Raw genomic sequence first — 13,730 nt, forward strand, 5'->3', positions numbered from 1 at the left:
TGGTAAAATAATGGATTTATTAGAATTAAAATCAAAAACACCGTTAGTTTTTAACTATGCAAATTATGTGACGCCACAATTTGTTGCCAATGTCGTTAACGTTGTGGGAGGCTCACCAATTATGGCACGTGAAATTGACGAGTTTAATGACTTGGTAGCTATCAGTGATGCTGTGGTCGTCAATACAGGGACTTGGAGACGGTCAGAACTACCTGAAACAATTAAACTCATTCAAATAGCTAATCAAGCCAAAAAAGTTGTGGTTTTGGATCCTGTTGCTGTTGGTATCCCTTCAAGAAGTGTACCAGTTAAAGCTGTGATGACTGACTCACAAGTTAATGTTATTCGTGGTAACGCTGCCGAAATCGCGTGGTTTGCAGGAATTGATTTTACGAGTCATGGGATTGATGCCACAGGAAACGGTGACGTCCAAAAAATTGCCAGCTTGGCTGCGCAAAAAACAGGCGCTATTATTGCGCTCAGTGGTCAAACAGATGTCATCAGTGACGGACATACAACTCAAATGATTGCTGTTGATGTGCCACTTTTAGCGACAAATGTTGGGACAGGTGATGCCTTATCCGCTTTGGTGGGGATGTTTAATAGCGATGAAGTGACCGTAGAGAACACTGCTCGTGCTATGGCAATGATGAAGTTAGCAGGTGTGAGAGCAAGTCAAACAGTGAAAACACCTGGATATTTTGCCAATCAAGTGTTGGATGAATTATATTTAATTAAACAGGATGAATTAGAAGAATTCATACGTTCGGAGGTTCAAAATGGCTAATGAAACCCCACAAGTAATGACAATTGCTGGTACAGATTCTAGCGGTGGTGCAGGCGTATCTGCTGATTTAAAAACATTTTTTGCACACCACGTATATGGCGCGAATGTGATTGTATCAGTTACTGCTCAAAACACCATTGGCGTCCAGGATGTTCAAATGGTGACGCCAGATATGGTGACACAACAACTCACATCTGTGGGAAATGATTTAAAAATTAGTGCCTTTAAAACAGGTATGTTAGGTGATGCGGTAACTGTTCACACGGTAGCAGCTGCTATTTTGAAACAAGATTTTGGAGACTATATTTTAGATCCAGTAATGATTGCTAAAGGCGGTGCCCGTTTGTTAACTGAGCAGGCTATTGATGCCGTAATAAGCGATTTATTACCCTTGGCAACCCTAGTGACGCCTAATCTACCTGAAGCGGAAGTATTGGCGCATAGTCAAATTAAAACGCATGAAGATGTTGCAGATGTAGCGAAGCGAATTCAATTGCTTGGCGCTAAAAACGTGTTACTAAAAGGTGGACATGGCAATGAGAAAAAGGTATATGATTATGTCTTACTTGAGAATGGCGAGCATTTTTGGATGACAAGCCAACGTGTTGATACAGTTCGGACGCACGGTACAGGGGATACCATTTCAGCAGCTATTACTGCTCAACTTGCTTTGGGGGAAACGCTTAAAAATGCCATTATTACTGCTAAGGCCTATGTCGATGCGACTATTCGAAATGGTATCTATGTGGGGCATGGGCACGGACCGTTGAATCATTCAGCATCAGTAATAGATAGTAATCAACCGGAGGTTTTAGATGATCTTTAAACAAGCTATGTTGGCGCGATATTTTATCTTGGGCACACAAAATGTGGCCAGTGAGGCAGTTTTCTTTGATGTTTTAACACAGGCATTGGCCCATGGCATTACGTTATTTCAATACCGTGAGAAAGGCCCGGGAGCTTTAACTGGATCAGAAAAGCGCAGAGTTGCGCAACGTGTCCGTGAACTGACAACACAGTACCAAGTGCCGTTGGTTATTGATGACGATATTGATTTAGCACATGCTATCAAGGCAGATGGTGTTCATTTTGGTCAAGGAGATGGCGATATTAAAAAAAATATTCAAGCCAGCCAACCACTATTTGTTGGTGTATCTGTTTCAACCCAAGAGGAATATGATCGTATTGCTGGTTTGAGCGGTATTGACAATGTTGGTATTGGCCCAGTATTTGCGACAATGAGTAAAGCAGATGCCAAGCCAGCCATTGGTATTTCGGGGCTACAAGGGCTTGTTAGGCAAAGTCAATGGCCGGCGATTGCCATTGGTGGCATTTCACAAGCTAATTTGCCTGATGTATTAAAAACCGGTGTGGCAGGTGCGTCAGTCATTAGTATGATTAGTGCGAGTGAAAATATTGCCAAGACATTAGCATTTTGGAAGCAACTATCCTAATTAGTTGTTTTTTTTTGCAATCAAATCATATTTGCCGTATAGTATATGTTATATGATAAATAGTATTGGAAAGGACAGGTTATGGGTATACAAACGCCAACGGAATTGCTTGATGGCACGGTTTTAGCTATTTTAGATAAGCAAGACTTATATGGTTATGCACTCACAAAAGAAGTTCAACGTCATGTCAGTGTGTCGGAGTCAACGATGTACCCTGTATTACGGCGACTTGAGAAGGGCGCAGAATTAACAACTTATAGTGAACCTTTTGAGGGTCGTGTTCGAAAATATTACCGATTAACAGCTGGTGGAAAGCAACATCTAACAGTTATTAAATCTGATTGGGAAAATTTTGCGACAGGAATTAATGCCATCTTAGGAGAACAAAAATGAGTTATTTAAATGAATTGGAAGCACACTTACATGCTTTACCACGTGATGAACGTGAAGAAATGATGGCCTACTATGATGAATATTTTAGAGATGGTAATTTATCTAATAATGAGGCACGACAGCAATTTGGTACGCCAAGGCAATTTGCGCGTCGATTAGTAGCTGATTATTATATGAATGCAGACGATGCGACAGCATTGAAACCGAAGAAGCAGTTACACATGATTTGGGTAGTCATATTGGCGATACTAGCCTCACCAGTTGTCTTGCCAATAGCTATAGTTGTGTTAGCGCTACTTGTTTCTTTACTAGCTATAGTTGTTTCAATTGTGATTACAATCGTTATGATTATAGTATCCATACTTGTGGCAGCTGTGACAGCTATCATTGCAGGTTTTGCTGTCATCTTTAGCTCACTTACTGGGGGTATTTTCTCAATTGGTGTGGGCCTAGCGGGAATTGGTGTATTAATTCTTGTTGTACCATGGTTTATAAGGGGCATTTATTCGTTATTTAACGGTTTTGTACGTTTAATCAAATTGACTGGCCGTCGTTTTATCAAGAAAGGGGTAAATCATGAAGCGTAGAACTATGATTGGTTTGTCACTGTTAGTAATTGGTACTGTCATGGCAATATCCTCAGCCTTAATTGAGAGACCAGGCAGTATTAGTTGGCATGATAAATTTTCATACCAAAAAGCGGGTGCATTAAAAACGCATGATTTGTCGCAACAGATACCATCAAAAATTGAAGATATTAAAGTATTGACGATTGATAATAGTGATAAGGCAGTTTATATTGAACGTGGCGATCATTTTGCAATTACCGAAACGCATATTGGTAATGATGAGAAAACGAAAGTGACTTATTCAAAGGGAACCTTAGCTGTTAAAAATGTTGTTAGGTCTCATCACTTGTTATCATTTGACTGGCGTCGATTGTCTGAAAACAAAGCACGTTTAACGATCACTGTTCCAGACAGTGTGCAACTGAAAACCATTAATGTGGCACAGAGTAATGGTGATGTGACAATATCTGATGTCAGGGCAGATGATATTAAAGTGCAGTCAGAAAATGATGATGCCATTCTGACGCGTGTTGCAGCAAAAAATGCTACCATTAATTTAGAAAATGGTGAGGCCGAGTTACATCAATTGACAGTTGACAATTTGCAAGTTCAATTAGACAATGATGATTTAAGTTTGGTTTCTAGCGCTGTTAAAACAATCAAAACTGACCTACAAAACGGAGATGCAGACATTGAGCATAGTCAAATCGTACATGGTGGGTACATCCGTAATGAGAATGGTGACATTTCAATAGAAACAACAAAGTTACCCACATTTTCAGCACGAACGGAAATGGGCGACACCGACGTGGCACCTGGATTTGTTGGGCAACAGCGAGGTAAGGGCGATTTGATGATTCAAACTCAAAATGGTGACATTGAAATTGAATAGCTTAAAAGGGGATTAAAGTGAACCATATTACTCGTCGGGGCACGCATAAAATGAAACTTGGTAAACGAGTAAACCTTAAGCGTCAACCATTAGATATGTACAAAGTCACATTACACACCAGAAGACGACAAATCATTCGTCGGTTGATACAGATTATCGGTGTTATTGGTTTAATCGGTACGCTTGTTATTGGTTTATATCTATGGCATGCTGGATTACTCACAGATCAAATGCTATTACGTCATATGATTGAACGTTTTGGCCTATTAGGGCCAATCGTTTTTATAGGCGTTCAAATCATACAAGTCGTTTTGCCCATTATTCCTGGTGGTATTACGCTAGCCGTGGGGCCGTTATTATTTGGCCCATGGTTAGGTTTCATTTATAATTATGTTGGGATTGTCATTGGCTCCTTATTATTATTTCAAATTGGTCGTACATTTGGCATCCCATTAGTGGAGACGCTTGTGCCACGCAAAATATATCGTAAATATATTGATAAGTTGAACGGTAAAAGATGGGTTAATTTATTTATAATTATGATGGTGCTGCCGATTGCACCAGATGATGCGTTAATATTATTAACGAGTTTAACTAAAATGCCATTTAAACAATTTTGTTGGATTTTAGTTTTAAGTAAACCAATCGGGATTGCTTGTTATAGTTTTGTTTTGTTGTATGGCTTTGATTGGCTGCTTAAAATATTTGGAATGTAGGTCATTATGAAAAAAGATCGTATTAAAAATTGGTTAACGCGTTTTATCAAAGGTGTTTTCATTGCTTTAGGGTTTATTTTACCAGGTGTTTCGGGTGGCGTTTTGGCTGCTATTTTGGGATTATATGAACGCATGTTAAACTTTATGGCGCATGTCCGTCAAAATTTTAAACGTGATTTCTGGTATTTTGTGCCGGTAGCATTAGGTGGTATTGCTGGAATCATTTTATTGAGTAACCCATTAGCCTATTTGCTAACCACTTATAAGGCAATTGTGCTATGGGGGTTTGCTGGTGCCATTGTCGGGACGTTGCCATCCTTATTTAGAGAAAGTGCTAAAGAAGGACGTCATCGTTCTGATTGGTATGTTTTTGCGATAACAGCTATCGTTGGCGGTTTGTTCTTATACTATATGACAGCTATTTTTGGTCATATACCAGTTAATTTCTTCTCGTGGATTTTAGCAGGCGGTTTAATTGCCTTGGGCGTGATTATACCAGGGTTAAGTCCATCTAATTTACTGTTATATTTGGGATTGTTTGACCCAATGATTGAGGGATTTAAAAAGGCAGATCTTGGTGTGTTTATTCCTATGGGCATTGGTGGTTTATTGACATTGCTTCTTTTTTCAAAAATCATGCATTATTTATTGCAGAATTTCCATGCCAAAGTCTATCATTTTATTTTAGGCATCGTTGTTGTATCAACACTTTTGATTGTTGTGCCACCTGTGGCTGACTATTCTGGATTTACAGCCATGAGTGTGGTAATCAGTGCTGTATTATTTGCGTTAGGTGTATGGCTCGGCTACTGGATGAGTCATCTTGAACAAAAATATAAATAAAATATCAAAAAGGCAGAATCATCGTATCCTCGATTCTGCCTTTTTATTATGATGTTGGAATTAAATAAACTGTTCGGATAAGTCTAAGAATTCATTAATATCTGCTTGAATTAAATCAACCCCTGCTTGCCAAAAATCAGGTTGTGTCAAATCAACATTAAGATGTTTTTTTGCGAGATTCTCTGAAGACATATTCGCCGTGTCACGTAATAGGGCAATGTACTTATCTTCAAAATCGGTCCCTGCCTTTTGTGCTTCAGCATAGATTCCAGCTGAGAAAAGGTATCCAAACGTGTATGGGAAATTGTAAAATGGAACAGAATCAATAAAGAAATGCAACTTAGAAGACCAAAAATGGGGATGACGAACATCTAAAATACCGTCAAACGCATCAATTTGTGCTTGATCCATCAACTCATTTAAGCGTTGGGGCGTCACAATACCAGTTTGTCTTTCTGTATAAAAAGCATCTTCAAACAAAAAACGAGCATGAATATTTAAAAACATAGCAATTGGATTGGTCATTTTAGCATCCAGTAAAACAAGTTTTTCAGCATCTGATTTGGCACCTTTAACATTAGCGTCGTTGACAATTAATTCAGCAAATGTCGAAGCAGTTTCTGCAACATTCATCGCATAGGCATCACGCCATAATGGTAGATCAGTCAACTGTGCTGAATGGAATGCATGACCTAATTCATGGGCAATTGTCGCAGCATCATTAACGGACCCTGTATAAGTTAAGAAGATACGTGATTCGTGTAAATCTGGGACAGACTCCATGTAACCGCCGGGTTGTTTGCCAGGGCGATTTTCGGATTCTATCCAGCGATTTTCAAATGCCATTTCTGCAAAATCAGCCATTTTTGGTGAAAATTTACCAAATTGTGCAATAATAAAAGCGGCGGCATCATCATACGAAACTTCTTTTGGTTGATAATCACCAATATGTGTCAAAGGTGCGACTTGATCTTGCCAGCCTATCGTTTTCAAACCAAGGAGTTGCTTTTTACGATCAAAATAGGGTTTAAACATGGCTTTGTTGTCATCAACAACACGCCACATGGTGTCTAGCGTGGCTTGTGACATACGATTCATTTCAAGTGGCTGTTCCAGATGTGACTGACGACCATGTGCTTGTTGGTTTGTTAGACGAAAGCCCGCCAAATGATTCAGTGTGTCTGCGGCAAGATTCTCAGCCTGTTGCCACATCTTTTCGTAATTCGCCATGATATCAGCGCGGGTTTTGCTATCTGGTTCGCCATCAAGCATATTTAACGCTTGACCAGCAGAAATATGCCTTGTCTTGCCATCATTGGCATCTGTATAAGTCATTGATAGTGAAGCAGATATGGTATCATAATGTTGCGACCAGGCTTGTTGACCATCTAAGTCAAATTTATTAATCAAAGTCTCTGTTTTGTCGTCTAGTAGACGTTTGGCATCTGTTCGTAATTCAGTTAAATAGAAAGCAATTGGTGACAGACGTGGTGATTGGCATATTGTGATAAATGTTTGTTCATCTAGGGCTAGAAGTTGTTTTTGAAATTGATTTAAGGGTGCTGAAAAATCAACAAATAGTTTCCCTAGTTTATCAAAGTGTGGGGTATAAATACTGTTACCATAGTCTACTGATGACAAACCGTTGACAAAAATACTAATCGTCCCAAGGCCAGAACCAATTGTTTGTGCCAAATCGGCTAAATCAGCGATTTGGTCGGCGGAGGAAGCTGTTCCGTCAATTTGTTCATTAAATGCTTTAATTTGTTTTCCGACAAGTTCATATTTTTGTGCGAGTTGTGGGGAGTTAATACCACCAGGATAGATACTTTCTAAATCCCAAGTTTGTGAATAAGTCATGTTTGTTGGTCACCTCTTTTTAAGTTTCTTTTAGTATAACATTTTATATGATTGCATTATGATAATTAAATCATGCAATTCTCATCATAAGATCTATTTAAATTATGGTTGTCTTATTGTCATGCAACCACAGGCAGTGTAAAATTAATAATTTAAGGGGTAAACGAATATGCACAACTTAGTCAAATGGTTAATTGGCCTTGTTTTTATCATAACACTAGTCTTATTTGTGGCAGGTATGTATTTCTTCCATGTCGCTCAGGTGCGTGATTCACAAGCTGATCAGCCAGACGCCTTGCGCTCAAAAGAAAATCCACTTTATCATTATGAACATACTTTTTTAGCACGTCCAAAGCAAACGTGGCATGAAACATCTAAAGATGGTTTGAAATTAGTTGCTTGGTATGTTCCTGCCGAGAAAAAGACGAATAAAACAGCGGTTTTGGCACACGGTTGGCATAATAATAAGACAACAATGGCTATTTATGGTGAACTATTTCATGAACTGGGTTATAATGTCTTGATTCCAGACAATCGATCGCATGGCGAATCACAGGGAAGAATAATCGGTTATGGTTGGCTTGATCGGCGCGATTATATCCAGTGGCTAAATCAAGTAGTTGCTAAAAACGGTCAAGATTCGGATATTATCATGTACGGGATGAGTATGGGAGCAGCTACAGTCTTGTCAACATCTGGCGAGTCTGATTTGCCTAAACAAGTTAAAGCTGTTATTTCTGATTCATCTTACACGAGTTTATGGGACGAAACAAAACATGAAGCAGGCGACATGTATAATCTACCGTGGTTCCCACTTGTTCCGGTGGTATCGGGTATATCAAAAGTGCGTGCTGGCTATTTCTATGGTGAGGCTAGTCCGCTAAAACAAGTCGCAAAAAGCACGCGACCAACGCTATTTATACAAGGTGGCGCTGATACGTTTGTGCCTACTCGAATGGTCTATCCACTTTATCGTGCTTTACGCGCACCGAAAGCATTATGGATAGGTAAAGGGTCAAAGCACGTTCAAAGTTTCAATGACCATCCTGTTGCGTACAGGGAACAAATCCAAAAATTTTTGATGCAGTATGATCGCTGATGAGTAGTTAATAAAAACATTTTAAAGTAGTATCACGAAACTATTTTAAAGTGTTTTTTAGCACGGTCTTATCGGGTTGGTATTTTTCATGATATAATAATGGATATTAAATGAGGAAAAATTTATGCAATTAGCATCAGAAAAGATACAACAGGCTGATCACTGGCAGCGCTTAGTGATTAAAGTTGGGACAAGCACAATCGTTGAAGCATCAGGTGAAATAAATTATCCCATTATCAATCGTTTGTCGCAAACATTAACACAGCTGAGAAAAGATGGGCATGAGGTGATTTTGGTCACATCTGGTGCCATTGGCGTTGCACTTCAACAAATGAAGATTGCAAAAAGGCCAACCGCTATTCCAGAGCAACAGGCGTTAGCAGCCATTGGTCAAAGTTACTTGATGGCGATTTATAATCAAAGTTTTGCATTTTATCAGCAACATGTTGGTCAAGTTTTATTGACTTATGATGTCTTTAGTAACAAACAGATGCTATCAAATACGATTAATGCGATTGAATCAATGTTGGCTCAAAATGTTATTCCAATTATTAATGAAAACGATGTCATTGCAGTGGATGAACTAGAACATCAACATTCGTTTGGCGATAACGATCGCTTAGCTGCCATTGTGACGCATGAAACAGGCGCTGAGGGGTTAATTGTCTTAAGTGATATTAATGCTTTATATACTGCTAATCCGTATGTTGACCCTATGGCTGAGCCAATACCATTGGTTACGCGTATCACTGAAGAGTTATTGGCAGGCGCTGTTGGTTCATCCCAATTAGGAACAGGTGGTATGGCAACAAAGCTTTATGCTGCTGATTATTTGATGTCAAAAAATCGAAAAATGGTGTTGATCAATGGCGATAATCCAGCAACTATTTTAGATATTGTGAATGGACAACAAGTTGGTACGTTATTTAAAGGAGAATGATATGGTCTTAACTGTAGAGGAAATTGGACAACGTGCCAAGAAGGCGACAAACCAAGTTGCGGCGCTAACCATTGAAAAACGAAATGCGTTATTATTGCAAATGGCGCAGGCAATCATAGATCAACAAGATGCAATTATTGCGGCCAACAAAGAAGACTTGGCTGAATATGGTCATACATTGAGCGGTCCAATGCAGAAGCGGCTAACCTTGGATGCTGTGGCCATTCAGGATATTGCGCAATCGCTAAAAGCTGTTGCTACGTTACCTGACCCCTTAGCCGGTCCTTATGATCAGTGGCAAACACATGTTGAATTGAAAATCATCAAAAAAATTGTACCACTTGGTGTCGTTGCCATGGTTTACGAGGCACGTCCTAATGTCACTGTTGATGCGGCAGCATTGACTTTGAAATCTGGTAATGTTGTTATTCTACGTGGTGGAAAGGAAGCTATCCATAGTAACACTTTTCTAGCAGGCGTTTTGCGACAAGTGTTGACTGATAGCCAGTTAAATCCTGATATTATTCAATTGATTACTGACACATCGCACGATTCAGTCAATGATTTACTACATATGAGGAAAATAGTTGATGTTCTTATTCCTCGTGGTTCAGCAAAGTTTATTGATTTTGTTGTGGCTAATGCAACCGTTCCGGTGATTGAAACTGGTGCGGGAAACACGCATATCTTTGTGGATGACTCAGCCGATCAAGATGAGGCCATACGTATTATCCACAACGCAAAAACGCAAAAACCGTCTGTTTGTAATTCAGCTGAAAAACTATTGATTCATGAAAGTATTGTGGCAAAGTTTTTACCTAAAGTTGCTACTAAGCTGGTATCTTCTCACGTTGAATTAAGAGGAGACGATGCTAGTCGTCAGATCGACCAAAATATTTTACCAGCAACAGCGTTAGACTGGGATACAGAGTATAATGATCTCATCATGGGTATTAAAATTGTTGCAGATGCAGATGCCGCCATCGATTGGATTAATCAGCATACAACGCATCACTCCGAGACAATCATTAGCGAGACGCCAGAACATGTCGTTAAATTTATGAATGCTGTTGATGCAGCTGTTGTTTATCAAAATGCCTCTAGTCGTTTCACAGATGGGTTTGAGTTTGGATTTGGTGCCGAGATTGGTATTTCAACCCAAAAATTACATGCGCGTGGGCCTATGGGATTACCTGCATTAACAACAATCAAATATGAAGTATTTGGTGATGGGCAAATCCGTGTGTGATAATGAATAACTATCGGTGCTTTGATTGTTAGATTATTGTTTTAACAGACGACAAATAATAGGAGAGTAACCCATGAAAATTTATGCTGTTCGCCATGGACAAACCATATTTAATGTACTTGATAAGGTGCAGGGTTGGGCAGATACGCCATTAACCAAAAAAGGCGAACAAGATGGCGTTGCTGCAGGACAACGTTTAAAAAATGTCCATTTTGATGTCGCGCTAGCATCAGACACATCACGAGCAATCCATACGGCAGAATTTATCTTAGCTAAAAATAACCATCCAACACCGCAGTTGACATATACGCCGGATTGGCGTGAGTTCTTTTTTGGTAGTTTTGAAGGCGGTGATAATAAAGCCATGTGGGGCGCTACTGCAAAATCTTTGGGTATTGATACGGAACAACCTGATGAGTTGGCACGCCATGTAGACATGACAAAAATTATGAACGCAATTCATGAAGTAGATTCAAAACATCTTGGTGAAGATGCCGCTGCTTTTTGGCAAAGAATGGATCAGTCATTGGCTAAATTACAGCAAACGTATCATGATGAGGATACAGTTTTACTTGTGACACATGGTCAATTAATTTGGAATTTAGCACAAAACTATGGGCATTTAGAAACAGCTGATCGACCAAAAAATGGTGCAGTAGCCGTATTTAACCTTGATAAAAATGGCCATTTTAGTGTTGATAACTTTAATGATGTGACAACCATTTTCTAAAGTAACAACGATGTCCGCTAGAATATAAAAGGAAGCTAAATCATATTTAGCTTCCTTTTATATTAATTGCTCAAAACAGAGAGCATCAATGTTTGAAAATCAGTAACAAAACGGTCAGTATCAACTAGTATAGCTGCTTTTGAACTTGTTGGTTCGAGCAGTTTGTCCTTATCACCAATTGTTCGGCCATAATCACCACTTTTTTTATCATATGTTACACGCATAGATAAGGGTAATGTCGTGACATATGTTGGATCAATGCCAACAGCTACAGCTAATGGGTCGTGTAAAGCAGCACCCTTTTTATCAATACCCAGGTTAGCGTAGGCATCAATATAAAAATCCATTAATTCAGCAAATTTATTAGCAGCTTTTGTACCTAAATCACGCCAAGCAGTCGTTTCTTGTTTAGTGAGTAGTGTTCTCAAAGTCACATCTAAACCAACCATTGTGAGGTTCTTTTGATGTGTAAAAACATAATCAGCATCTTCAGGGTCTTGATGAATATTAGCTTCAGTAAACGGTGTCACATTGCCTGGTACTGTTAATGCGCCGCCCATCAAAGTAGTGTTTCCGATGAGTGTTGCGACTGCGGGATCCTTTTTAATAGCAGTTGCTAAGTTTGTGAGCGGACCAGTAGGAATAAAAATTAAATCGTCTGAGAATTGGTGTGCAGATGTAATTAAGAAATCAACGCCACTTTGTGTTTCAACATGACGTGGGGATGTTTCCAAAACAACGTCGCCAATACCGTTTTTACCATGGATCAGCTGTGAAATGGGCATCACATCAAAATGATCAGTTGTTGACGAGTGACTTTCACCAATAAAGGCGGGGACATCATCGGCACCAAGTAAATGCAATAGGTTTAATGAGTTTTGTGCAGCTGTCTCAATTAAGGTATTACCGTAACTTGAAATAATACCAATAAGATCAACATTGGGATCTGCCACTGCATAAGCCAATGCTAGGGCATCATCAATGCCGGTGTCGAGATCAAGGATCATTTTTTTCTGAGCCATATTTTTTTTGTGTTTAGGTAACTACCTGTCAACACTTTTCCTCCGTTTAATTAATAAGTCTATTATACCGATTACAGCAAAAAAATGTATCAAAAGCGCGTGATATAATGGTAAGGTAAAACATTGTAGTTGAAAGGATATGTGTCCTCTTATGGAACAAGAAATATATGATATTGCCGTGATTGGTGGTGGACCAGTAGGCATGTTCACGGCTTTCTATGCCAGTTTACGTCACGTTAAAACAATATTAGTTGAGAGTTTGGCAACGCTAGGTGGCCAAGTCACTGCCCTTTACCCCGAAAAAACGATTCTAGATGTTGCTGGTTTTTCTGGTATTAAAGGGTCAGCATTTATTGCAGAACTAGATAAACAATTACACTTATTTCCAGTAGATATTAAAACAGAAACAACTGTGGTTAATGTTGAACAAACTGGCGAGTTATTCACAGTAACGACGGATGTCGGTGAACCATTTCAAGCTAAAAAAGTCATTATAACAACTGGCAAGGGGGCGTTTGAACCACGTAAAATGCAAGTTGAGGGTGTTGATGAACTTGTGGGCCAGGGTGTGCATTATTTTGTGACGCATAAACAGGATTTTGCTAATCATCATGTCGCAATTGCTGGTGGCGGTGACTCGGCAGTCGATATGGCAACGATGTTAAACCAAGTCACGGCATCAACAACAATTATTCATCGTCGTGATAATTTTCGTGCGATGGAACAAAGTGTGTTGGCATTAGAACAATCAACCGTCATAAGAGAAACGCCGAAAAAAATAACTCATATTGAAAAGGAAAATAATGGTCAGCTAAAAATTACTTTAGAACAAGTAAAGGATAGTGACAGTGTTAGTGACATATTAGTTGATGATTTAATTATTAATTACGGGTTTATTTCAGAAAACAAAACGATTCAAGGCTGGGCAATTCAGCCAGAAATTTCTGGACAAGTTTTTAAAGTAGATCAAGCAATGCAAACTAGTGTACCAGGCATTTTTGCTGTCGGGGATGCGAGCCATTATAGTGGTAAGTCTGATTTAATTGCTATTGGATTTGGTGAAGCACCACATGCGGTGAACGCGGCAATACGTCAATTTGATCCCTTACGTGGTGGCCCTGGTCACTCAAGTTCTATGGTATTAAAAGATGGCACAATCAGTTAACAAGAGCGTTA

General features: G+C 39.2%; 15 protein-coding genes. 13 read left to right on the top strand and 2 right to left on the bottom strand.

Annotation, left to right across the window (positions count from 1 at the left end; genetic code table 11):
* The first annotated feature begins 10 nt into the window (after positions 1-10).
* The 8 genes from thiM to LKI_RS05430 all read left to right on the top strand — a co-directional run bounded on the left by thiM (position 11) and on the right by LKI_RS05430 (position 5,654).
* On the top strand, positions 11-787 hold the full coding sequence (thiM, locus tag LKI_RS05395; protein ID WP_013103156.1) for a hydroxyethylthiazole kinase: 777 nt from the start codon (positions 11-13) through the stop codon (positions 785-787).
* Positions 780-1,613, top strand: a complete 834-nt coding sequence (gene thiD, locus LKI_RS05400) for a bifunctional hydroxymethylpyrimidine kinase/phosphomethylpyrimidine kinase (protein WP_013103157.1) — start codon at positions 780-782, stop codon at positions 1,611-1,613. The genes thiM and thiD overlap by 8 nt, the downstream gene beginning before the upstream one ends.
* The gene (gene thiE, locus LKI_RS05405) at positions 1,603-2,241 is read left to right on the top strand and encodes a thiamine phosphate synthase (RefSeq protein ID WP_013103158.1); all 639 of its coding nucleotides are present in this window, start codon (positions 1,603-1,605) and stop codon (positions 2,239-2,241) included. The genes thiD and thiE overlap by 11 nt, the downstream gene beginning before the upstream one ends.
* A gap of 81 nt (positions 2,242-2,322) precedes the next feature.
* The gene (locus tag LKI_RS05410; RefSeq protein WP_013103159.1) at positions 2,323-2,634 is read left to right on the top strand and encodes a PadR family transcriptional regulator; all 312 of its coding nucleotides are present in this window, start codon (positions 2,323-2,325) and stop codon (positions 2,632-2,634) included.
* Entirely contained in the window at positions 2,631-3,221 is a 591-nt protein-coding gene (locus LKI_RS05415) for a DUF1700 domain-containing protein (protein WP_013103160.1), read from the top strand. The genes LKI_RS05410 and LKI_RS05415 overlap by 4 nt, the downstream gene beginning before the upstream one ends.
* Positions 3,211-4,095, top strand: a complete 885-nt coding sequence (locus tag LKI_RS05420) for a DUF4097 family beta strand repeat-containing protein (protein ID WP_013103161.1) — start codon at positions 3,211-3,213, stop codon at positions 4,093-4,095. The genes LKI_RS05415 and LKI_RS05420 overlap by 11 nt, the downstream gene beginning before the upstream one ends.
* Positions 4,096-4,145: 50 nt before the next feature.
* Positions 4,146-4,811, top strand: coding sequence for a TVP38/TMEM64 family protein (locus tag LKI_RS05425; protein ID WP_013103162.1), 666 nt, complete (start codon positions 4,146-4,148; stop codon positions 4,809-4,811).
* Positions 4,812-4,817: 6 nt separating this feature from the next.
* Positions 4,818-5,654, top strand: coding sequence for a DUF368 domain-containing protein (locus LKI_RS05430; protein ID WP_013103163.1), 837 nt, complete (start codon positions 4,818-4,820; stop codon positions 5,652-5,654).
* Between the two features lie 60 nt (positions 5,655-5,714).
* Here LKI_RS05430 and LKI_RS05435 read toward each other — a convergent pair whose 3' ends face one another.
* Positions 5,715-7,514 (bottom strand): M3 family oligoendopeptidase, encoded by a 1,800-nt coding sequence (locus tag LKI_RS05435; RefSeq protein WP_013103164.1) that lies wholly within the window; start codon positions 7,512-7,514, stop codon positions 5,715-5,717.
* 169 nt (positions 7,515-7,683) lie between these two features.
* On the opposite strand from LKI_RS05435, the gene LKI_RS05440 reads away from it, so the two are divergent.
* The 4 genes from LKI_RS05440 to LKI_RS05455 all read left to right on the top strand — a co-directional run bounded on the left by LKI_RS05440 (position 7,684) and on the right by LKI_RS05455 (position 11,532).
* Entirely contained in the window at positions 7,684-8,613 is a 930-nt protein-coding gene (locus LKI_RS05440) for an alpha/beta hydrolase (RefSeq protein ID WP_013103165.1), read from the top strand.
* Between the two features lie 124 nt (positions 8,614-8,737).
* Entirely contained in the window at positions 8,738-9,553 is an 816-nt protein-coding gene (gene proB / locus LKI_RS05445; RefSeq protein ID WP_013103166.1) for a glutamate 5-kinase, read from the top strand.
* A gap of 1 nt (position 9,554) precedes the next feature.
* Positions 9,555-10,802 (top strand): glutamate-5-semialdehyde dehydrogenase, encoded by a 1,248-nt coding sequence (locus tag LKI_RS05450; protein ID WP_013103167.1) that lies wholly within the window; start codon positions 9,555-9,557, stop codon positions 10,800-10,802.
* 73 nt (positions 10,803-10,875) lie between these two features.
* Positions 10,876-11,532, top strand: coding sequence for a histidine phosphatase family protein (locus LKI_RS05455; RefSeq protein WP_013103168.1), 657 nt, complete (start codon positions 10,876-10,878; stop codon positions 11,530-11,532).
* Between the two features lie 62 nt (positions 11,533-11,594).
* Here LKI_RS05455 and LKI_RS05460 read toward each other — a convergent pair whose 3' ends face one another.
* Positions 11,595-12,554, bottom strand: coding sequence for a nucleoside hydrolase (locus LKI_RS05460; RefSeq protein WP_013103169.1), 960 nt, complete (start codon positions 12,552-12,554; stop codon positions 11,595-11,597).
* A gap of 151 nt (positions 12,555-12,705) precedes the next feature.
* On the opposite strand from LKI_RS05460, the gene LKI_RS05465 reads away from it, so the two are divergent.
* Positions 12,706-13,719 (top strand): NAD(P)/FAD-dependent oxidoreductase, encoded by a 1,014-nt coding sequence (locus LKI_RS05465; RefSeq protein WP_013103170.1) that lies wholly within the window; start codon positions 12,706-12,708, stop codon positions 13,717-13,719.
* Positions 13,720-13,730 lie beyond the last annotated feature (11 nt).

The organism is Leuconostoc kimchii IMSNU 11154 (assembly GCF_000092505.1).
Lineage (GTDB): Bacteria > Bacillota > Bacilli > Lactobacillales > Lactobacillaceae > Leuconostoc > Leuconostoc kimchii.

Coding starts and splice junctions, on each gene's coding strand:
- thiM (WP_013103156.1), top strand. CDS start 11: ATGGATTTATTAGAATTAAAATCAAAAACACCGTTAGTTTTTAACTAT.
- thiD (WP_013103157.1), top strand. CDS start 780: ATGGCTAATGAAACCCCACAAGTAATGACAATTGCTGGTACAGATTCT.
- thiE (WP_013103158.1), top strand. CDS start 1,603: ATGATCTTTAAACAAGCTATGTTGGCGCGATATTTTATCTTGGGCACA.
- LKI_RS05410 (WP_013103159.1), top strand. CDS start 2,323: ATGGGTATACAAACGCCAACGGAATTGCTTGATGGCACGGTTTTAGCT.
- LKI_RS05415 (WP_013103160.1), top strand. CDS start 2,631: ATGAGTTATTTAAATGAATTGGAAGCACACTTACATGCTTTACCACGT.
- LKI_RS05420 (WP_013103161.1), top strand. CDS start 3,211: ATGAAGCGTAGAACTATGATTGGTTTGTCACTGTTAGTAATTGGTACT.
- LKI_RS05425 (WP_013103162.1), top strand. CDS start 4,146: ATGAAACTTGGTAAACGAGTAAACCTTAAGCGTCAACCATTAGATATG.
- LKI_RS05430 (WP_013103163.1), top strand. CDS start 4,818: ATGAAAAAAGATCGTATTAAAAATTGGTTAACGCGTTTTATCAAAGGT.
- LKI_RS05435 (WP_013103164.1), bottom strand. CDS start 7,514: ATGACTTATTCACAAACTTGGGATTTAGAAAGTATCTATCCTGGTGGT.
- LKI_RS05440 (WP_013103165.1), top strand. CDS start 7,684: ATGCACAACTTAGTCAAATGGTTAATTGGCCTTGTTTTTATCATAACA.
- proB (WP_013103166.1), top strand. CDS start 8,738: ATGCAATTAGCATCAGAAAAGATACAACAGGCTGATCACTGGCAGCGC.
- LKI_RS05450 (WP_013103167.1), top strand. CDS start 9,555: ATGGTCTTAACTGTAGAGGAAATTGGACAACGTGCCAAGAAGGCGACA.
- LKI_RS05455 (WP_013103168.1), top strand. CDS start 10,876: ATGAAAATTTATGCTGTTCGCCATGGACAAACCATATTTAATGTACTT.
- LKI_RS05460 (WP_013103169.1), bottom strand. CDS start 12,554: ATGGCTCAGAAAAAAATGATCCTTGATCTCGACACCGGCATTGATGAT.
- LKI_RS05465 (WP_013103170.1), top strand. CDS start 12,706: ATGGAACAAGAAATATATGATATTGCCGTGATTGGTGGTGGACCAGTA.